Here is an 18,871-nt window from a genome sequence, read left to right as displayed (position 1 = left end):
TCTTGGCGTTCAGCGCAGAACGGTCTTCGTACGCATGAGGAATTCGGCGAGATAGCCGTCGTGCGGAAGGCCGGCTGCCATCCAGGGCGTCGGGTGGTCGCCGATATGCACATTGGCGATGGTCGGCTCGGCCACGAGGGCGTCGATCAGGTCCGTATCCGTCGTGACGGCGCCCAGGACGAGGGAGTTGCGCAGCGGCGCGATCCCGGCGTCGCGGTCCCACGGCGCGACCCACGCGCACGGGAAGGCCAGCTCCATGCCGAGCTGTTCGGCGAAGGGGCTGTCCAGCTGGTGCACGGCCGGACGCAATACGGCGCTGCCGTCGCCGAGCTCGTCGACGATGCCGTCGCCGCCCAGCCACGCCTTGGCGCCGGCAGCGCGCTGCCGCAGGCCGGCCTCCCACTTCCTGGCGGGCTCGACGGGCATCACCGGCAGGCGGGCGCGCTCGTCCGTGGCCGGAAGGCTGGGCAGCGCGGCGAGGCGCTCGGCGAGCGCCGCGGCCACGGGGCCGGGATCGCCCTCGACGAGTACGCCGGTGGCGTTGACGCAGCCCGTGCCCGCGCCGCCGCTGACCGACTCGGCGAGGGTGTCGATGAGGGGCTCCCAGTCGGCCTCGGCGGTGATCAGCACCTTTGAGCGGCCGGGGCCCTGCGGCAGGATGCGCGGATCGCCCGCGTATTTGCGTACGACATCGTCGCCGCCGTACACCATGCCGAGGTCGGCGTGCCGGAGGATGTCGTCGGCCGCCTGGTGATCCGTGGGCAGCAGCACGACCTGGTCGTCGCCGAACCCCGCCGCCCGCAGCGCGGTGACCAGCCGCAGCGGCGTGAACGGCTCCCGCCGGGAGGGCCGCACGGCGACCCGGTAGCCGAGCGCGAGAGCGTCCAGCCACCCCTGGTGCACCGCCGGATGGTTGCCCGCCGCATGCACGGCGAAGACGTCACCGCGCCGGGTCCACACCGCGCCGCCGGCCCAGGTCTGCGCATCGCGCCAGGAGCCGACCGCGCCGGCCGGGCGGGCCCGCTGCACGCTCTGGTGGATGTGCTCCGCCGCGTGCGCGATGTCGTGCGTGGCGGCGCGTACCACCGAGATCGGCATCCCGGTGGCCGTGCTGACGGTGCGCTGATAGGCGTCCGGCGACAGCCCCGCGATCGTCTCCGTCGCGAACGCCCGGCCGGCCCGCGCGAACGCCGCGATCCGCTCGTCGAGCGGCAGCACCGGCGCCCGGTGCAGCGCCTTCATCGCGCGGGCGACGTACAGCGAGGGCGCGAGGCTCAGGGTCGCCACCGGAGCCCCGCCGGGGCTGTGGATGGTCTCCTGCCGCCGGGACCGGTACGGACCGCCCGGTCCGAGCACGTCGAGCGACAGCATCAGTACACGCCCTCGATCACCGCGGCACCGGCGTGCGACTCGACCGGGGTGACATCGGCGACGGAGTCGCCGAAGGCCCCGGCCACCGGCGGCGCGATGCGGGTGGCGCAGTCCCGCTCCAGGTTGTTGACCAGCAGCGCGGTCCGGCTCAAATGGTTCACCACGATCTGCCCGCGCTCGCCGTACGGGACCACCTCACCCGTGCCGGGATCGACCACCCGGAAGGTCGTGTACGGGGCGAAGGAGTCGAAGACGCACGGCTCGTCGGCGCCGAGTCCGGGCCGCTCGATCGACGTCCCCAGCATCATGGTGCTGCCGTATCCGCCGACCAGCCGGGTGTTCGGGAACACCTCGTCCCGCAGCAGGTCGCGGGTGTCGGCGTCCAGGTGGGTGCCGCCCCAGATGATCGTGTGGACCTTGCGGTTCACGTGCTCGACCAGGTCGTCGCGCTGCGCGAGGCGCTCCAGCATCGGTGGGGTGGCGAAGAGCACGCCGACCTCCTGGCCGGACAGGAGGTAGCCGATCTGCTGGACGAGATGGTCGGTGTAGGCGCCGACCATGTCCATCCGGCCGTCCGCGATCAGCTTCTTCACCCAGCGCGGGTCGAGGTCGATGGCGAAGTTCAGCCCGCCGCGCAGGGCCGCGGTGTCGACCGCCATCGCGCCCACATTGTGCGGTCCGGTGGGGACGGCGCTGAGCCAGTCGACATTACGCGGCACACCGTGCGCGTCGAGGCGTTCGCTGAACCATTCGCAGCTGCTCCGGTGCCATTCCGCGGTGAACATCACACGCTTGGGCTCACCGGTGGTGCCGCCGCTCTCGTAGACGCTCGCCTCGTGTTGGTCGCCGTAACCCTGCGGAATGAGCTCACGGACGTCGATATCGCGCAGCTCGTCCACGACATTGGGGAATCTGGCGAGATCCTCGAATTCCCGGATATCCGTCAATGGGTCGAAGTCGAGTTCCGTGGCGCGCTTCAGCCAGAACGGTGAGCCGGTGTCCGGGCCGAAATGCCAGCGCATCATTTCCCGGACGAACTCTCCGCCGCTCATGCCCGCTGCTTCAGGTGGTCGCCGGCGTCCCAGGGGAACAGGTGCAGATTCCAGCCGCCGAGGCAGTTGATGTAGAGCGCCATTTGGCTGGTGACGGCGAGGAAGTCGTCGCGGTCGAGGTCGTCGACGCAGGCGAGGAAGCGCTGGGTGAAGTCCCACAGCTTCTCCAGGCCGCAGTAGCCGAGGAATTCGGCCGGCACGCCGACCAGCAGGCGGGCCATCTGGCGCAGCGAGTCGATCGGCATGCCGCTGACGGCCGCGCGGACCAGGCCGCCGTAGCTGGCGTAACCCAGCGGCCGCGTCTCGCCGTTGACGAAGAGCAGCGTCGGCAGGACTGTGTCGAAGCTGCCGGCGCCCGAGGGGATCACGCTGCGGTGCAGGTCGTCGAGCTCGGCCGGCGCGTCCAGCCAGATCCGCTCGGTTTCGGTGTACACGGCCTGCAGCAGGCTGTCGGCCGCGGTGTTCGCGGCGGTGAGCCGGGGAATGTTGTGCCCGCCGGGCGTGCCCGCCGCCCGGACCTCGACCAGGATTTCCTTCTTCGTCGAGTAGACCGCGTCCCAGATAGCCTGTCCGGCCTCGTTGAGGGCGGGAATGTCCTCCTCCCGTATCCGGCCCACCGGCGCGGCCGGCATCGGCTCGGTCAACGTGCCGTATTTAATACCCAGATGCTGCAGCGCGGAACAGAAGACGGTGCCGTCGGGTGCGTCGCGCCGGTCCGGAATCTTCTCCGAAGGGTGCGTGTACAGCAGCTTGGGAATCGGCACGTGATGGTACAGGTGCTCCCCGGCCACCAGCGCATGCCCCTGCAGACTCCGATACGGCAGCGACTCCCACAAGGCGTCCGCCAATTCGGAGTTGCGGCCATCGAGCTCGGCGGTCACGGTGATACCGAGATCCGGCCAGGCGATTTCGATGTGGCGAGGCAAGAGTATCCCTTTCGTCGCGGGAAAGTTGGGCTGCGCGATGAGTACACAGGCAGTGGAGCGTGTTGAGCCAGGTACGGAAAACATGAAAAGAATGCGGGCAGTTACCTGGACTTTGTAGGCTCCTACAAATCGGAAACTTGTAGAAGGCCACTAAGGGATCGTCGCCGAGGCGGGGAACTGGGTGTCGCTCGGCCCGCACCCGCACCCGCACGCCTGCACCGGGCACCGGTATGGCCAACTCGCCTTTGTTCAACGTGAAGTGGGGTGCGGGGACTGGCTCCCGCTCCAACGGTCTGAAGCTGGAGGTCGCTCGCTGCCCGTGGATCTGCCGGGGGCTGGAGCGTCCGTATGTCCCAGTATCGAGCGAGCCCGGCAGCGTCACGCCGACATCCATCGGCTCGTGGACGCCGGCTCGACCATCAGCGCCGTCGCCCGCCGCCTCCACCTGGACCGCAAGATCGTGCGCCGCTTCCGCGACACCGACCTCAACCTCCTCCTCGCCTCCGCCCCGCCTGCGTCCTCGTCAAGGCATACGCCACCGCCCGCTTCACCGACACCGAAAAGCGCAGCTTTGCAACGCCTGTCGAACGATGCCGGAGCCCAGGTCCGGCTCTTCGTCCTCTCCCGCCCCGGCTCCATCCCAGCACGGAGGCCCCGGCGGGGGCCGCCGTCGCAACGTCGAGGCAGACAATTTGCGTGATTGCGGAGAGATGCGCGGCAGCATGTCGAGACAGCCGTCTCCGCTCCGACGTCTCATGTGCAAGGCACACGAGGCCGGAGTGTCGGAGTGTCGCGGAACCAGGCCGGCAGGCACCGGTCGTCCAGCAACAGAGGAGCAGTATGTCCACGGATGATGTGCAGGTCCGCGCTCTCATCGAGCGGTGGGCGGCGGCGGTGCACCGCGGCGACATGGACGCCGTGCTGGCGGGGCACGCCGACGACATCGTGATGTTCGATGTGCCGCCGCCGTACGAGGGTGTGCGCGGAATCGAGGCATACCGCGACGTATGGCCGGGATTCTTCGACTGGCAGGCACACGGCGCCTGTTTCGAGGTTGAATCGCTGGAGGTCACCGTCGGCACCGACGTCGCCTTCGCCCACGCCCTGCTGCGCTGCGGCACACCGCGGGAACTCGCCGAGCGGCCAGAAATGCGGTTGCGTCTCAGCCTCGGGCTCCGCAAGGAGCACGGGCATTGGCTGGTTGCGCACGAGCACCACTCGTTCCCTGACCTGTCCGATCCGCAGGCCTAGGCCTGACAACAGGTGCTGGCTCGCAGGCTCCCTGTCCCCATCAGTACGGGCAGGTGCTGCGGTATTCCTGCACCGTGGTGCTGGGGGACGGGCCGGGGCAGAGTGTGGCGGTGGCGCCAGTGTCTCCGTTGAGGAAGCGCTGCAGCCAGGCGGTGGTGTACTTCGCGATGGTGGCGTTGCTCTTGGTCGGCGCCATGTGGCCGGCGTTGTTGAGCTCCAGGTACGCCTTGTCCAGCTGAGACGCTGGGCGCTGCTAGCTGCTAGGCCCTAGCAAGGCGCCTATCACGGTGCTGAGCTGGGGCCTAGCAGTTCTAGCAGGGCTAGCGGCAGGGGCGGAATCAGTCCCGGGTGGCGCCGTTGGGCCACATCACCCGGACCGGAACCCCGGAGCGCTCCGCGTAGGCCACCACGTCGGCGGTTCCTCCGTAGCCGCGGGCGGGCTGGCCGTCCCACACCGCCAGCAGCTCGTCGACCAGCCCGACCAGGACCTCACTGCCGGCCATGTGCGCCTCCGATGTCGACTCGCTCATGCCGGTGCCGTGTACCTCGCTGGCACGCTGCAACAGGGTGTCGTAGGTGGCGTGGTGCTCTTCGGGCAGGCCGTCCCGGTAGGCGTCGGCGGGAATGACGACCTCGACCCGGCCGCCGTGGTCGAGGACCGTCTCGGCGAACCAGGCGTCCGGGCCGTCCGCGATGCAGGAGACGCCGACGAGTTCATCCGGCGTGTGTCGGTGTACCTCGTCGACCAGCATGGCGCGTACCTGCTTGGCGACGGCTTCGGGTAGGTCGCGGTGTCCGGTGATGCCCAAGCGCATGACGTCTCCTGTCTCGGTCGACGGGCCTACAGGTACACGCCGTGCAGCCGGTCGTCAAAGTCGCGGACCACCTTCGCGGGTGTGGCGGAGGTGTGGCTGCGGCGCAGTGCCCGGGCCCGTTCGATGATGCGGCCGGAGCGGTAGCGCAGCCCGGTTTCCACAGCACGGGTGGCGAGTACGAACGCGCCGTCCAGCCGGCCGGCGGCCAGGTGTGCAGAGGCAATGTCCAGCGTCAGCAGCGCGCGCTGCTTGTCGTGGGCGCCCGGGGCGAGTTGAGCGCCGGCGTCCTCCTGAGAGTCGAAGACCCACCCGGGCAGGCCCAGCCGGGCGCCGCAAGTCATCCTGCAGGCGGCCACCTTCGCGTCGTTGAAGCTGAACACCCACGGCCACGGCGGGGGGTCCTCGACGGCAATCCGGTCCGCGGCGCGCGCCGAGCCCGCCAGCGCCCTGTCGGTGGCGTCGGCGTTGCCGCTGGCAGCATGAGCGAGGGCCTCCACGGAGCCCAGCCACGCCTCGGCGATGGCCGGCCGTCGGTCGCCGAGCTGGCGCCGCGCGGAGCGCACCAGGCTCAAGCCCTGAGCGGCGTTGCCTGCGAGCGCCTCGAACTGCGCGAGGCTGCCGACCTGATAGGCGGACAGCAGCCGATCCCCGGCGCGCCGGGCAGCCTTTACGGCGGTCCCGTACCAGGTGCGGGCCGACCCGTAATCACCCATGTCCCATGCCAGCCATCCGGCGAGGCTGGCCGCCTCGCTGCCCACGGCCGCGAGTCGGGTGCGCTGCTGCGGGTCGTCGGCCTCGGCCGCGACGGTCTGCACCAGCCGCAGATGCGAGGCGGCCGCCTCGGCGAGATGCCGGGAAGGGGTGGTGCCGTCCATGCGCCGGTAGGCGAAGGTCGCCAGCCGCAGCGTGGCCACCTGCCCGCCGTCGGCGGCGTGCGGTTGTTCAGCGGGGAGTGCTGCGAGGGCCGGAGACGCGGCTGCTGCGGCCGCGCCGGCGAGGAAGTTGCGCCGTTCCACTTCGGTTCCGTCCACGTGCACCGCGGCGTGTGCCGCGGTGTGCTCGGCGAGGCCGACCAGCCGTGCGGGAATCTGTACGTGCGCGGCGGCCCTCGCCAGCAGGGTCATGTCGTAGGAGGCGCTCCCGCGTGCCTCCAGGCGGGAGATGGCTGACTGGCTGGTCCCGCAGGCCTCGCCGAGCTGCTTCTGGGAGACGCCGCCGGCAGCCTGCCGCGCGAGCTTGATCACTCGCCCGTAGTCGCCGCGGCGGGAGGCCTCCCGAAGGGCCTGCGTGGACCAGTTCATCGCCATGTGCCCCTGACGCCGTTCGTATCCCGCAGATGCCGTGTACCCCGCGCCGATATGCGCACCGCGCATCACCGCATGCGGCCAGCGGGTCAGTTGTAGTCCATCCAGCATGACGCGCGGTTTGGTCACTACGCCAGGGGACGCCAAACCCGACGGGAGGAAGCGTGAGCACCGTGTCAGCGCACGCCGACAGCGACAGCCAGCCTTGCAGCGCATCCGGGGCCGAAGTGGACGCGGTCTGCATCTCCGAGACCATTCGGCAGACGGCGGTCCCGCGTCCGGAACTGCCCGCCCGGGAGCGCATCGACGTGCTCATTCAGCGACTGCGCGGCCATGCCGGGCTGCTGCTGGGCGAGCCGCTCGGCGAGGACGACTACGAGCTGCGGGCGATGCGCCGCGAAGCAACGGTGCTGCTCAAGCTGCAGACCGGCGACATGTCACGCGACCAGGCGTGGGAGTACGCCCAGTGCCTCGGCGCCTCCACCAAGGGATTGCTGCGCCGCCATCAGGCGGCAGGCAAGTCGCGCCCCCGGAACGTGAGTCCCCCCAACGGACGCCAGGAGGAGCTGTGAGTACCACTCTCGAAGACCCCACCACCGAGACAACCACCCGCGAGCCTAGGGCACTGCTCAACGCGGTCAGGCCCCAGATCAAGGAACTGACGTACAACGTGCTGGAGTCCCCGGGCGCCGCCGACGTCGACCTGTACGAGCGGGAGATCGCGCTGCTGCTGCGCGATCACACCATGGTCCGCTCGATGGCCGAACGGATCCTCGACAACGCGATCATGTACCTGGTCACGGCCATGGAGCATCCCGAGGTACATCTCGGCGTCGGCAAGCTCGTGGACATCGGCGTCCACCAGATCATCCTCGACACGCCCGTCTACTTCGCGTTCTGCGAGGCCTACAACGGCGGCAAGTACAAGCACCACGCGCCGCTCATCACCCGCCGCGGCGACGGCACCGTGATCCGCACCGCCGACTTCATGCGCTCCGTCGGCTTCGCTGCCGACGAGGAGCTGTGGGCCATCGACGGCTCGGACTGCTCGCCGTGCGACAACAAGGCCCCCGACAGCCACTGACCGCCCCTACGCTGGCCCGTGCCGACCCCTCCCACCCGTGTCGGCGGGGGCCGCACCACGCACCGAAGGAAGGCACCGTGCCCGCGCATCACAACCTCGACCACGAACGCGCCCTGTGGGACACCTACGCGGAAGCCGCGTTCAGCTCGGACGCGGAGCCGTCGTTCTGCTGGACCCAGTACGCCGGCCACGGCCCCGGCACCGAGCTGCTCAACTACCCCGCCAGCGTGCTGGAGCTCGGCTGCGGCACCGGCCGCATGCTCGCCCACCTCGCCGCCCAGGGCATCAAGGCCCGCGGCGTGGATCTGTCCCCGGTCATGGTGGCCAAGGTCAACGAACGGTGGGCGCACACCGGGCTCGAGGCCGTGTGCGATGACGTCCTCACCCACCTTCTGAACAGCACCGAGACCTACGACGCCATTTACTCGATCTTCGGTGCTGTCTGGTTCACCGACCCGGCCAAGCTGTTCCCCCTCGCCGCGGCCCGGCTCAACCCCGGCGGCGTCTTCGCGTTCTCGCATCCGCCGGCCATCCCCGGCGCCTACGGGCCACAAGGCATGTACAAGGGCGGTTTCGCAGGCCGAGCCCAGTTCACCTACCGCTACAGCTACACCCCGCGGAAGTGGTGCCGCCTCCTCACGACAGCCGGCTTCGCCGAGACGCACGCCGAGGTGCTCGACGCGCCCCAGCCGGACCACATCGGCACCCTCATCGTCCGCGCAGTTGCGCCCTGACAGCGCAGCCCTGTAGACGCCGCCCCTGCGTCAGGCCCATGGGCGGCACCGAGCCCCGTCCCCGGTGACGCCACCCGGGGGAGGAATTGTCAGATCCTGTGGATCGGCTGGCGCCTTGTTCGCTACGAGATGGTCTTGGTCATGACGGTCCGTGGGCCCATGGCGTCGAGCCCGAGTTCGGCCTCGCGGTGGCGAAGCGTTTGGAGGCCGGGCGTCAGCTGGAGGTCGGGCACAGCGCGGAATCCGTGCCGCGCGTAGAACGGTGCGTTCCAGGGCACGTCGGCGAAGGTGCACAGCGTCACGACGGTATGGCCCTGGTCGGCTGCCCATTGGCAGGCTGCGTCGAGCAGGCTGGCGCCGATGCCCTGGCGCCCGTGATCCGGGTGGACGGACAGCTGTTCCAGGTGCGCGTGGCCATCAACGATGTCTAGCCGGGCGAAGCCAACTGGTGGCCGGCCGGCCACCAGGATGCATCGTGCGGTGAGCAGCTCAGTCAGTTCGGCCGGGGGCGGCAGCGATCCGCGGCCGACATCGTCGAACAGCCGGTCCGCGGCGGTTTCGAGGGCTGTGAGCTGCGCTAGATCATCGGGCTGGGCGGGTCGCACGCCGAGGACGTTCTGATTTCCTGTATCACTGGTCACGAGCTTGATCGTGCCACCGGCAGAATTGAACTGCGAAGGATTTGGCTCAGGCGGCGGTGACCTCGCGCTCGACGAGCTCCCCGCGGTGGATACAGGCTCCGGCGCGGACGAGCGCGACGAGGTGGGGTGCGTTGACGGCTCGCCAGCGGGTCTGGGCGGACTCGACGAGCTTGAAAACCATCGCCAGGGCGGCGGCCCGGGAGCCGGCGCCCTTGGTGACCTTGGTCCGCAGGCGGACGGTCGCGAAGGTCGACTCGATGGGGTTGGTTGTCCGCAGGTGGATCCAGTGCTCGGCGGGGAAGTCATAGAAGCCCAGCAGCTCGCCCTTGTCATCGATGATCTTCTTGACGGCCTTGGGGAACTTCGTGCCGTACTGCTTGGCGAACGCAGCGACGGCCCTGGCCGCGTGCTCCTTGTCCTCGGCGTTGTAGATGTCGGCGATGGCCTTCTTTGCCGCGGGCTGGGCCGACTTCGGCAGGCTGTCCAGGCAGTTGGCCGTTTTGTGAACCCAGCACCTTTGGTGGCGGGTTTCGGGGAAGACCTCGCTCAACGCGCTCCAGAAGCTGAGGGGCGCCGTTGCCGACGGCCAGGACGGGCGCGCGCATCCCGCGCCGCTGGCAGTCCCGCAGCAGCCCGGCCCAGGACTCCGACGATTCGCGGTAGCCGTCCGTCATCGCGATCAGTTCCTTGGTGCCGTCCGCCCGCACCCCCATGACGACCAGGACCGCGGCCTTGGCTTCCTGAAGACGAATCCGCAGGTGGATGCCGTCGGCCCAGACGTAGACGTAGTCCGTGGCGGACAGGTCACGCTCGCAAAATGCCTGATGGTCGGCCTGCCACTGGGCCGTCATCCGGGTCACGGTGGCCGGCGACAAGCCGGAGGCGGAGCCGAGGAACTGCGCCAACGCAGGAACGAAGTCCCCCGACGACAGGCCGTGCAGGTAGAGCAGCGGCAGCACCTCGCTGATCTTCGGGGACTTGCGGCACCACGGCGGCAGGATCGCCGAGGAAAACCGCTTACGCTCGCCGGTGGCCGCATTGATGCGCTTGTCGTTCACCCGCGGCGCCTTCACCTCCACGGTGCCGGCCGCGGTGGTCACCTGCCTCGGCTGGTGGTAGCCGTTGCGGACGACCAGCCGGTGCCCGTGTTCATCCCGCTGATCGGCCAACTCGGCTATATAGGTGTTGACCTCGGCCTCCAGGGCGGCGGCCAGCATCCGCCTGGCACCCTCCCGGACGATGTCGTCGATCAGAGAGCCGCTCTCGGTCGTTCCATCGGCATTCACTACGCTCAGCACGGGCGTGCCTTCCCGACCGACGGTGCAACGTCGGCCTGCTCGATGACCAGAAGTCGATCACTCGGGAAGGTACGCCCTTCGCGTGCAGCCCGAGGCCAATCCACAGGTCATGAGCATTGCTCCTCGTCGTTTGGACAGACGTAGCGTGCCAGCGCGTCGCTTGGCTGATGCGCCTCGCGGCGCCTCGACCCTGGTGTCTAGACACCGCGCTCCACCGCCGGCAGGCGCGGCCCGTCTCCAGACGGTGCCGTGGAGGGAATCTTCAAAGTGGATCGCGAACCGTAGTCACGCAGATAGTCACTCAGGGAACGACAGAGGCCCTGTCTCCTTGGAGACAGGGCCTCTGACCTGCGTTTTCTACGTCGGGACGGCGGGATTTGAACCCACGACCCCTTGACCCCCAGTCAAGTGCGCTACCAAACTGCGCCACGTCCCGGTGCCCGTCCGACCTGGGGTTTCCCCCGGCCGTTCGTGCACGAGAACCATACCGCACTGAGGGGGGTGGCAGGCAAAACGGTTCCTGGGGGAGTGGGGGGCGATTGTGTGTTCGATTTGTGTGTCGGGTCAGGGCTGCGGGCGGTAGGTGTACAGGAAGGTGTGGGGCTCGGGGACTGCGGCGGGGTGGGTTGGGGTGAAAGTGGTGGTGTGGTGGGCGAGCACTGTTAGGCCGGTCGCCTCCAGCAGGGGTACTAGGGCTTCGTCCGAGAAGCTCGTGGCTCGGACCGGGTGGCCCATCAACGTGACCTCGATGTCCTCCACGTCCGCCGGCACCGTGGCCAGGAGCAGGTGGCCGCCTGGTTTCAGGGCCTGGGTCAGGCGGTGGGTCACCGTCTTTTGCTCTGTGCGGGTCATCTGCAGGAGTGAGAAGAAGATGCAGATGGCGTCGAAGGAGTCTGGCTCCAGGGGGAGCTTCCTTATGTCGGCGCAGCGGAAGTCCGCCTCCGGGACCTGGCGGGTGGCCAGGGCCGTCATCACCGGGGATACGTCGATGCCCAGCACCGAATGGCCTGCCTCGGTGAGTGTGGCTGCGGTGGGGCGGCCGGTGCCGCTGCCGACGTCCAGGACTCGTGCGGCGGGTGGCAGCCGCTCGATCAGCCACTCGAGGGCGGACAGGTGTGCGGGGGAGTGGGCGAAGGCTTGCTCGTAGGTGATGCCCAGGGCGTCGAAGAGCTTGGCTGCGGGTGGTGGCGGTGGCGTTTCCAGTGACGGTGACGGTGCCAGTGGCCGGTCGTCCTGGCCCTGGTCGCCCCCGCTTGTGCCCCCGGCGCCCGCGCTCCCCACGTCCCCCGCGCCCTCTTCCTCGCCCCTACCGCTCTCCCGCGTCACCCCTGCCACCCCTCGCTCGCCGCCGACCGGCATCGTTGCACCGCCCGACGCGCGTCGCAATGGCCGCCCGGTGCGTCTCCCGGCTGCCCTCGCAGGGGAAAATGAAGGCCGTACGCAACGGTCGACAGCGATGGAGGAGCCGGAAATGCAGGACGCGCGCGCGGGGCAGGTGGCCGGGCCTGAGGACCTCATCGATGTGGCACGGCTGGTGACCGCGTACTACTCCCTCCACCCCGACCCGGGCGAGGCCGGGCAGCGGGTGGCCTTCGGGACCTCCGGGCATCGCGGGTCGGCCTTTGCCACCGCGTTCAATGAGGATCACATCGCCGCCACCAGCCAGGCGATCTGCGAGTACCGCGCCGCGCAGGGCACCGACGGGCCCCTCTTCCTCGGCGCCGACACCCACGCCCTCTCCGAGCCGGCCCGCATCACGGCACTGGAGGTCTTCGCCGCCAATGGCGTGACCACCCTCATCGACGACGCCGACGGCTACACGCCCACCCCGGCCGTCTCCCACGCCATCCTCACCCACAACCGCAGCCTCTCCTCCGCCCGTGCCGCAGCCGATGGCGTCGTGGTCACCCCCTCGCACAACCCGCCCGCCGACGGTGGCTTCAAGTACAACCCGCCCAGCGGCGGCCCGGCCGGCTCCGACGCGACCTCCTGGATCCAGGACCGCACCAACCAGATCATCGCGGGTGGCCTCAAAGATGTCCGGCGCATCCCGTACGCCCGTGCTCTGACCGCCTCGACCACCAGCCGCTACGACTTCCTCGGCACGTACACCGCCGACCTCCCCAACGTCCTCGACCTGGACGCGATCCGCTCCGCCGGCATCCGTGTCGGCGCCGACCCGCTCGGCGGCGCCTCTGTCGCCTACTGGGGGCGGATCGCCGAGCAGCATCGCCTCGACCTGACAGTCGTCAACCCGCTCACCGACCCCACCTGGCGCTTCATGACGCTGGACTGGGACGGCAAGATCCGCATGGACTGCTCCTCGCCGTACGCCATGGCCTCGCTCATCGCCCAGCGCGACCGCTACGACATCGCCACCGGCAATGACGCGGACGCCGACCGGCACGGCATCGTCACGCCGGACGGCGGGCTGATGAACCCCAACCACTATCTGGCGGTGGCGATCTCGTACCTCTTCGCGCACCGCGAGCAGTGGCCCGCGGGCGCCGGGATCGGCAAGACCCTGGTGTCGTCCAGCATGATCGACCGGGTGGCGGCGGACCTCGGGCGGCCGCTGGTCGAGGTCCCGGTGGGCTTCAAGTGGTTCGTCGACGGCCTGTCTGATGGCACCCTCGGCTTCGGCGGTGAGGAGTCGGCGGGCGCGTCCTTCCTGCGGCGCGACGGATCGGTGTGGACCACCGACAAGGACGGCATCATCCTGGCGCTGCTCGCCTCCGAGATCACGGCCGTCACCGGCAGGACGCCCTCCCAGCACTACGCACAGCTCACCGACCGCTTCGGCGAACCCGCCTACGCGCGCGTGGACGCCCCCGCCTCGCGCGAAGAGAAGGCGCTGCTCGCGAAGTTGTCGCCCGGTCAGGTCACCGCCGATACGCTCGCCGGCGACCCGGTCACGTCGGTGCTCACGTCGGCACCCGGCAACGGCGCCGCCCTCGGCGGCATCAAGGTGGCCACCGACAACGCCTGGTTCGCGGCTCGCCCTTCGGGCACCGAGGACGTATACAAGATCTACGGGGAGTCCTTCCGCGGCGCGGACCATCTGCGCCAAGTCCAGGACGAGGCCCGGTCGGTGGTGCTGGCGGCGCTGGAGGGGTGACATGGACGGAGCGGTGGGGGCGGCGCTGATCGCCGCCGGTGCCGCCATCGGCGGCGGGGCTCTCACGGGCTTATTCACCCTCGCCGCCGCCAAGCGCCAGGCCGCCAGCGCCTGGGAGGCCGCCGAGCGGCAGGCCGCGGCCGCCTGGGAAGCCGGGCGGCAACAGGCGGAAGCCGCCTGGCGGGCCGGGCAGATCCAGGCCACGGCACAGCTCGACGTCGCCCGCCGTACGCTCACCGAGCAGACCCAGGCGGACCAGCGGGCGGTGCGGCGGGCGGCCTACGTGACGTATCTGAGCCGCATCGACAGCGCCCAGCAGGCGTTGGCGGCCTGGCGCGGAGCCATCGGCCTGCCGGAACATGATGCCCGGCGACGAGAGTACGACGCCGGGATGGAAGGGGTCGTCGAGGCCCTGAACGTCGTACGTCTGGAAGGCCCCGCCGCCGTGACGACGGCGGCGGAGGCGCTGCGCGACGCACTGGCGGAGGACGCTCCCGGCACGGCGCGTTCCGGCGCCCAGGAGGCCTTCCTGAATACCGCTCGCGCGGCGCTTGCGCCCTCGGAGTCCGACCAGGAAGCGGGGGCAATGTGGACCTGACGGTGGCCGACTGCATGGAGTCGACCGGGCTCGGTGTGCTGCTCGGTGGTCTGAAGCGGGTCCGTGCGTACGACGGCAGGATGGCTTTGGGCCGTGCGGAGTCAGATGTCCATGGCTGACGGCGGAGGCGGGGCGCAGGTGCAGCTGGAGGTGTCGTACGGAGACGGGGTCGACGGCATCACTGTCGTACGGGTAGGGGGTGATGACCAGATTGCAGTGCTCGACCGGGGCGGCGTTGAGGCGCTGAGTGACACGCTGATGGAGCTCGTCGAGAGCGGGCGGCTCATTCTGGTCGTCGATCTGAGCGCGGTGCGCAAGGTCGACGAGACCTGCGGGGACATGCTTTGGTTGGTACGGCACAGGGCGCGGCTCCTGGGAGGGGCGCTCACCGTTGCAGGGCCGGGCCGCGAGGTACGGCAGGCGGTCGCCGGACTTTCCGCTTACTACGCGAAGCAGAGTCTCGAGCAGCGGCGTGCCGCCCTCGTGGAGCAGTCGAAACGCCTTGTCGCTCCGGGCGAGCATGGGTATGAACACGTCTCCGAGTCCACCACCGTGGTGAGATTCTCGGGTGAGCTGGGGCCCTCGACCGAGCTGGCGATGCGGCGACTGCTGGCGGACCTGGTGCACCACGGGAGAGTCTTTCTGGTACTGGACCTGTCGGCAGTCGACTTCATGGACTCGACAGCGCTCGCCGCGATGAGCGGCGGCCGGAAGCTGGTCCAGAGGCACGACGGACTACTGGCGGTCGTCGCTCCACATGAGCGCATCCGGAAGGCGTTTCAGATCACCGGGCTGATTCAGGTATTTCGCCTCTTCGACACGGTGGAAGCCGCTGTCGAATACCTGGGCCGTGCGGAGTCCGCTGCCTATGGCTGACAACGGAGGCGGCGGCGGGGTCCCGGCGCACCTGAAGGTGTCATACGAGGATCGGCACGATGGCATAACAGTCGTGCGCGTCGAGCGCGATGGCCGGGTTGTGCTGCTGGACGACGGCTCCGCCTATAAGCTGCATTCCGAGCTGATCCAGATCGCTGGTAGCGGGCGATACATCCTGGTCCTCGACCTGAGTGCGGTGAGCGAGATCGGCGGGGTCCATCTGCGCGTGCTGGTCGATTGCCTGCGGCCCGTCCACATCCAAGGCGGTGCCATCTCTTTGGTCGTATCGAGCTCAGAGGTGCGGAAGGCGCTGACGGATGTGCGGCTGGACACGGTCTTCCGTATCCACGCGGACGTGCCGGATGCGGTCGCGGCGCTTGCCGCCACCTACGCGGACCAGAGCATCGAGCAGCGGCGCGCCATCCGCGCGGAGCGGGCGAACCGCAGCTTCACCCCAGGCGGGCTCGCCTATGAACACGTCTCGGAATCCATCACCGTGGTGAGACTTCCGGGTGAAGTGGACGTCTACACCGCGCCGGTGCTGCGCGAGGCGCTGGTGTATCTGGTCAACCACGGGAGATTCTTTCTGGTCCTGGACATGTCGGCGGTTGAGTACTTCGAGTCCACCGGGCTCGGTGTGATGGTCGGTGGCCTGAAGCGGGTCCGCGCGCACGAGGGCGCACTGGCCGTGGTCGCGCCCTATGGGCGCATCCGGAAGACGTTCCGGACCACGGGGCTGAGCAAGGTGTTTCCCCTCTTCGGCACGGTGGGCGCCGCCGTGGAGTTCCTCGGCCGTGAGGCGGGTGCCGCCCATGGCTGACGACGGGAACGGTCCGGCGCGCGCCCTGCCGCAACGGCTCCGCACCGCGGCGGAGTGGGACCCCGTACGCCTCGGCGTCCATCCCGCGCCAGGACCGGACGGGACCGTGGACCTGCCGCGGACCGAATACCTAACCCGCCCGCACGACGACACCCTCCGGGAGCGGCTGGCCCGGGCGGCGGCGACCCACCAGGCCGTCTTCGCGCTGCTGGTGGGCCGGTCCGCGAGCGGCAAGACCCGGGCGCTGTACGAGGCGGTGGCCGCTGTGCTGCCCGACTGGCCGGTGGTGTTCCCCGCGGACGCCGCGGAGCTGACCGCGTGGGCCGAGGCCGGCGCTATCGAGCCGCGCACCGTGTTGTGGCTCAACGAGACGCAGCGCTATCTGGACGGCGCGATGGGGGAGCGCGCCGCGCGGGCGCTGGCGCGGCTGCTGGACGACGTGGCGCCGCTGACGGTAGTGGGCACCATGTGGCCGGAACACATGCGGCGCCTGACGCACCGCCAGAACGGCCTGGAGAGCGCCCCGTACACGCGCGCGCTGCTCGCCGGACCGCACCGGATGATCACGGTTCCGGACACGCTGCCCGGGGACCACGAGGCCCTTGCGGCCGCCGCCGCCCGCGACCCGCGCATCGCCGCGGCCGTACGCGCCGCCGGGACCGGCCGCCGGGTGCTGCAGCACCTCACCGTAGGGCCGGAGCTGGTGCGCCGCTGGGACATGGGGCCCGATCAGTGGTTCACCGCCCCCGAGCACGCCGTGCTGACGGCGGCCGCGGACGCGCGCAGGCTGGGCCACGCCGGCGGCGTCCCCGCACGCCTGCTCCTGGAGGCGGCGGCCGGGTACATGGACTCCGCCGCCCGGGCGGCGGCCGGCAGCGACTGGTTCCCGGTTGCCGTCAGCGCGTTGACGACCGCCGAGGGCGGCCCGACGCCACTGATCGCGGAGCGCCACGAGCCGGGCGTCGGCGACCCCGACAGCTACCGCCCGGACGACTACCTCGAACAGCACATTCAGCGCGTACGAGCCCACCGCTCGCCGCCCGCCGCGTTCTGGTCCGGGGCCCGCTGGGCCAGGACCGCCGACGACGTCCATGCGCTCGGCCGCGCCGCCGAGCAGCGGCGCCGCTACGGCAGTGCCGTCCCGCTGTACGAGCGGGCGATCGAGTTGGGCCACGGCCGGGCGCGGGCCGCCCTTGCGGTGCTGCGGTCGGGTACGGAAGGGCCGGCCGCCGCGGCGGAGACGGCCGCGGCGGACCCCCTCGCCTGGGCGGCCCTCGCCGTGTCGCGGGAGGAAGACGGCGATGCGCCGGGCGCCTTCGACGCGTACCGGCGCGCGGCGGACGCGGGCGACGCCTGGGCCTGGGCGGCCATGGCCAGGCTCCGCGAGGCGGAGGGCGATCCGGCTGCGGCGGACGCGGTCGCCGAGCAGGCTGCGGCTGCGGGCGAGCCGCTCGCCTGGCGGACCCTCGGCCGGATGCGGGCGGCGCATGGCGCGGCCGGGGCGGTGGCCGCCTTCGAGCAGGCGGTACGGGCCGGTGACGGCTGGGGTCACATGGGACTCGCGCAGGCCGCCGAACGCGGCGGCGACCTCGCCGCGGCGGTCACGCATGCCACCAGGGCGACGGGCGCGGGAGTCAGCGCCGCCTGGGCGGCCCTGGTACGCCTGCACTGGGCCCGCGGTGACGACGCGGCAGCGCTGGGCGCCGCCGTCGACGGCGCGGACGCGGGTCATCCCGAGGGCTGGTCCGTCCTGGCCCGGTCGCGTACGGCGGCCGGTGACCGGTCGGGAGCCGCCGCGGCACATCGCGAGGCGGCCGCCATGCGCGTCGGCGCCGCCTGGCGCGAACTGGCGTTGCTCGCCGAGTCGGACGGCGACCGCGCGGCCGCCGAGGAGGCCGCCGCCCAGGCGGCCCGTACCGGCGACCCGGAGGCCTGGACCGCGCTGGCGGAAGCCCGCGTGGAGACCGGCGACGACGCGGGCGCCGCGCAGGCCGCCGCGGCGGCCGCGCGGGCCGGTGACGCGGACGCCTGGATCATGCTGGCGCGGGCGCGGGAGAGCGCCGGGGACAGCGCGGGGGCGGAGGAGGCCGCCGAGGTGGCGGCCGAACGCGGCGCCACCGACGCGTGGTCCGCGCTCTCCCGGATGCGGGAACGTGCCGGGGACCGGGAGGGCTCCCGGCGCGCCGCACTGCGGGCGGCCGCTCTGGGCGCCTCGGACGCCTGGACGGCGCTGGGCCACGTACGCGCGGAACGGGGTGACCTCGCCGCCGCCGAACGCGCCTACACCCGCGGCTGCGAGGCCGGCGACACGGCCGCGTACACCGCCCTCGGCGCCCTGTACCTGGAACAGGGCCGGTCGACCGAGGCTTGCGCCGCCTACCGCGCGGCCGTCGACGCGGGGCTCACCGATGCCTGGGAAGGCCTGCTGGCAGCGCTGGCGGCGCAGTCGCCCCGGGCGCAGCCGGTCGGCGGGCTGCGCGCGACGGGGCTGCCGGCGGAGGACCCGGTCCCTCAGGCGTAGAAGCGGGAGATGCTCTGCAGCACGCAGGCCGGCTTGGCGGCCCCCTCGATCTCGATGGCGCCGTCGACGGTGATCTGCACGCCCCCGGGTACGTCCTCGACCGCGGCGAGTCGCGCCGTCAGGCGGATGCGGGAGCCGGCCGGGACGGGGGCGGGGAAGCGGACCTTGTTGAGGCCGTAGTTGACCTTCGTCGTTACGCCCTGGACGTCGAGCAGGTCGGTGAAGAGCGGGATGAAGAGCGACAGGGTCAGATAGCCGTGGGCGATGGGGGCGCCGAAGGGGCCCGCCGCGGCCCGCTCGGGGTCGGTGTGGATCCACTGGTGGTCGCCGGTGGCGTCGGCGAAGGTGTTGATGCGGTCCTGGGTGATCTCGGTCCACGGGCTGGTGCCCAGGTCGCTGCCGGCGAGCTTCTTGAGGTCGTCGAGGCCATCGACGGTCGTCGTCATCGGGAACTCCTAGCGG

Annotated in this window: 18 protein-coding genes, 1 tRNA gene and 2 pseudogenes; 10 read left to right on the top strand and 11 right to left on the bottom strand. The window is 70.7% G+C overall.

Features of this window, described 5'->3' with window-relative positions:
• Positions 1–9: 9 nt before the first annotated feature.
• From ACNNMR_RS01635 to ACNNMR_RS01625, 3 genes are read right to left on the bottom strand one after another with little or no spacing between them, the layout of a single operon-like run.
• Positions 10–1,371 carry an aldehyde dehydrogenase family protein gene (locus ACNNMR_RS01635; protein WP_419992657.1) on the bottom strand — a complete coding sequence of 454 codons (1,362 nt, stop codon included), beginning with the start codon at positions 1,369–1,371 and terminating at the stop codon, positions 10–12.
• A complete protein-coding gene (locus ACNNMR_RS01630; protein WP_419992656.1) occupies positions 1,371–2,423 on the bottom strand; it encodes an AMP-binding protein in 1,053 nt (350 codons plus the stop codon). Before ACNNMR_RS01630 ends, ACNNMR_RS01635 begins: the two co-directional genes overlap by 1 nt.
• The gene (locus tag ACNNMR_RS01625; RefSeq protein WP_419992655.1) at positions 2,420–3,433 is read right to left on the bottom strand and encodes a hypothetical protein; all 1,014 of its coding nucleotides are present in this window, start codon (positions 3,431–3,433) and stop codon (positions 2,420–2,422) included. The genes ACNNMR_RS01630 and ACNNMR_RS01625 overlap by 4 nt, the downstream gene beginning before the upstream one ends.
• Positions 3,434–4,189: 756 nt before the next feature.
• Between ACNNMR_RS01625 and ACNNMR_RS01620 the strand changes: the two genes are divergently transcribed.
• Positions 4,190–4,600 carry a YybH family protein gene (locus tag ACNNMR_RS01620; RefSeq protein ID WP_419992654.1) on the top strand — a complete coding sequence of 137 codons (411 nt, stop codon included), beginning with the start codon at positions 4,190–4,192 and terminating at the stop codon, positions 4,598–4,600.
• 40 nt (positions 4,601–4,640) lie between these two features.
• Here ACNNMR_RS01620 and ACNNMR_RS01615 read toward each other — a convergent pair whose 3' ends face one another.
• From ACNNMR_RS01615 to ACNNMR_RS01605, 3 genes are all read right to left on the bottom strand, one after another.
• Positions 4,641–4,796 carry a hypothetical protein gene (locus ACNNMR_RS01615; RefSeq protein WP_419992653.1) on the bottom strand — a complete coding sequence of 52 codons (156 nt, stop codon included), beginning with the start codon at positions 4,794–4,796 and terminating at the stop codon, positions 4,641–4,643.
• 142 nt (positions 4,797–4,938) lie between these two features.
• Positions 4,939–5,415, bottom strand: a complete 477-nt coding sequence (locus ACNNMR_RS01610) for a hypothetical protein (RefSeq protein ID WP_419992652.1) — start codon at positions 5,413–5,415, stop codon at positions 4,939–4,941.
• Positions 5,416–5,441: 26 nt separating this feature from the next.
• A complete protein-coding gene (locus ACNNMR_RS01605) occupies positions 5,442–6,716 on the bottom strand; it encodes a helix-turn-helix domain-containing protein (protein ID WP_419992651.1) in 1,275 nt (424 codons plus the stop codon).
• Positions 6,717–6,883: 167 nt separating this feature from the next.
• Here ACNNMR_RS01605 and ACNNMR_RS01600 point away from each other — a divergent pair, with 167 nt between their 5' ends.
• The 3 genes from ACNNMR_RS01600 (at position 6,884) to ACNNMR_RS01590 (ending at position 8,537) form a co-directional block, all read left to right on the top strand.
• Complete coding sequence (locus ACNNMR_RS01600; RefSeq protein WP_419992650.1) at positions 6,884–7,291, top strand: DUF6415 family natural product biosynthesis protein; 408 nt, start codon at positions 6,884–6,886, stop codon at positions 7,289–7,291.
• Positions 7,288–7,803, top strand: a complete 516-nt coding sequence (locus tag ACNNMR_RS01595) for a hypothetical protein (protein WP_419992649.1) — start codon at positions 7,288–7,290, stop codon at positions 7,801–7,803. Before ACNNMR_RS01600 ends, ACNNMR_RS01595 begins: the two co-directional genes overlap by 4 nt.
• Before the next feature lie 77 nt (positions 7,804–7,880).
• Positions 7,881–8,537 (top strand): class I SAM-dependent DNA methyltransferase, encoded by a 657-nt coding sequence (locus ACNNMR_RS01590; protein ID WP_419992648.1) that lies wholly within the window; start codon positions 7,881–7,883, stop codon positions 8,535–8,537.
• Between the two features lie 122 nt (positions 8,538–8,659).
• Here ACNNMR_RS01590 and ACNNMR_RS01585 read toward each other — a convergent pair whose 3' ends face one another.
• From ACNNMR_RS01585 to ACNNMR_RS01570, 4 genes and pseudogenes are all read right to left on the bottom strand, one after another.
• Positions 8,660–9,178, bottom strand: a complete 519-nt coding sequence (locus ACNNMR_RS01585; protein WP_419992647.1) for a GNAT family N-acetyltransferase — start codon at positions 9,176–9,178, stop codon at positions 8,660–8,662.
• 46 nt (positions 9,179–9,224) lie between these two features.
• Positions 9,225–10,476 (bottom strand): annotated as a pseudogene (locus tag ACNNMR_RS01580) (IS256 family transposase).
• Between the two features lie 362 nt (positions 10,477–10,838).
• Positions 10,839–10,912, bottom strand: a tRNA-Pro gene (locus ACNNMR_RS01575).
• 128 nt (positions 10,913–11,040) lie between these two features.
• Positions 11,041–11,679 (bottom strand): class I SAM-dependent methyltransferase, encoded by a 639-nt coding sequence (locus ACNNMR_RS01570; RefSeq protein ID WP_420000237.1) that lies wholly within the window; start codon positions 11,677–11,679, stop codon positions 11,041–11,043.
• Positions 11,680–11,947: 268 nt separating this feature from the next.
• Here ACNNMR_RS01570 and pgm point away from each other — a divergent pair, with 268 nt between their 5' ends.
• From pgm to ACNNMR_RS01540, 6 genes and pseudogenes are all read left to right on the top strand, one after another.
• A complete protein-coding gene (gene pgm, locus ACNNMR_RS01565; RefSeq protein WP_419992646.1) occupies positions 11,948–13,594 on the top strand; it encodes a phosphoglucomutase (alpha-D-glucose-1,6-bisphosphate-dependent) in 1,647 nt (548 codons plus the stop codon).
• A 1-nt stretch (position 13,595) separates the two neighbouring features.
• Entirely contained in the window at positions 13,596–14,192 is a 597-nt protein-coding gene (locus tag ACNNMR_RS01560) for a hypothetical protein (protein WP_419992645.1), read from the top strand.
• 111 nt (positions 14,193–14,303) lie between these two features.
• Positions 14,304–15,068 carry an anti-sigma factor antagonist gene (locus ACNNMR_RS01555; RefSeq protein ID WP_419992644.1) on the top strand — a complete coding sequence of 255 codons (765 nt, stop codon included), beginning with the start codon at positions 14,304–14,306 and terminating at the stop codon, positions 15,066–15,068.
• Positions 15,061–15,423, top strand: a pseudogene (locus tag ACNNMR_RS01550) (STAS domain-containing protein); the annotation flags it as partial. The gene ACNNMR_RS01555 and the pseudogene ACNNMR_RS01550, both read left to right, overlap by 8 nt.
• Positions 15,424–15,888 carry an STAS domain-containing protein gene (locus ACNNMR_RS01545; protein WP_420000236.1) on the top strand — a complete coding sequence of 155 codons (465 nt, stop codon included), beginning with the start codon at positions 15,424–15,426 and terminating at the stop codon, positions 15,886–15,888.
• Positions 15,881–18,409 (top strand): hypothetical protein, encoded by a 2,529-nt coding sequence (locus ACNNMR_RS01540; protein ID WP_419992643.1) that lies wholly within the window; start codon positions 15,881–15,883, stop codon positions 18,407–18,409. Before ACNNMR_RS01545 ends, ACNNMR_RS01540 begins: the two co-directional genes overlap by 8 nt.
• On the opposite strand, the gene ACNNMR_RS01535 is transcribed toward ACNNMR_RS01540, so the two are convergent.
• Entirely contained in the window at positions 18,400–18,855 is a 456-nt protein-coding gene (locus ACNNMR_RS01535) for a MaoC family dehydratase (protein ID WP_419992642.1), read from the bottom strand. The two genes, ACNNMR_RS01540 and ACNNMR_RS01535, sit on opposite strands and share 10 nt — an antisense overlap.
• Between the last annotated feature and the right edge of the window lie 16 nt (positions 18,856–18,871).

Source organism: Streptomyces boninensis (genome assembly GCF_048572725.1).
Classification (GTDB): Bacteria; Actinomycetota; Actinomycetes; order Streptomycetales; family Streptomycetaceae; genus Streptomyces; species Streptomyces boninensis.
The sequence above is the reverse complement of the archived record's forward strand: the minus strand, read 5'-3'. Positions and strand labels throughout refer to the sequence as shown.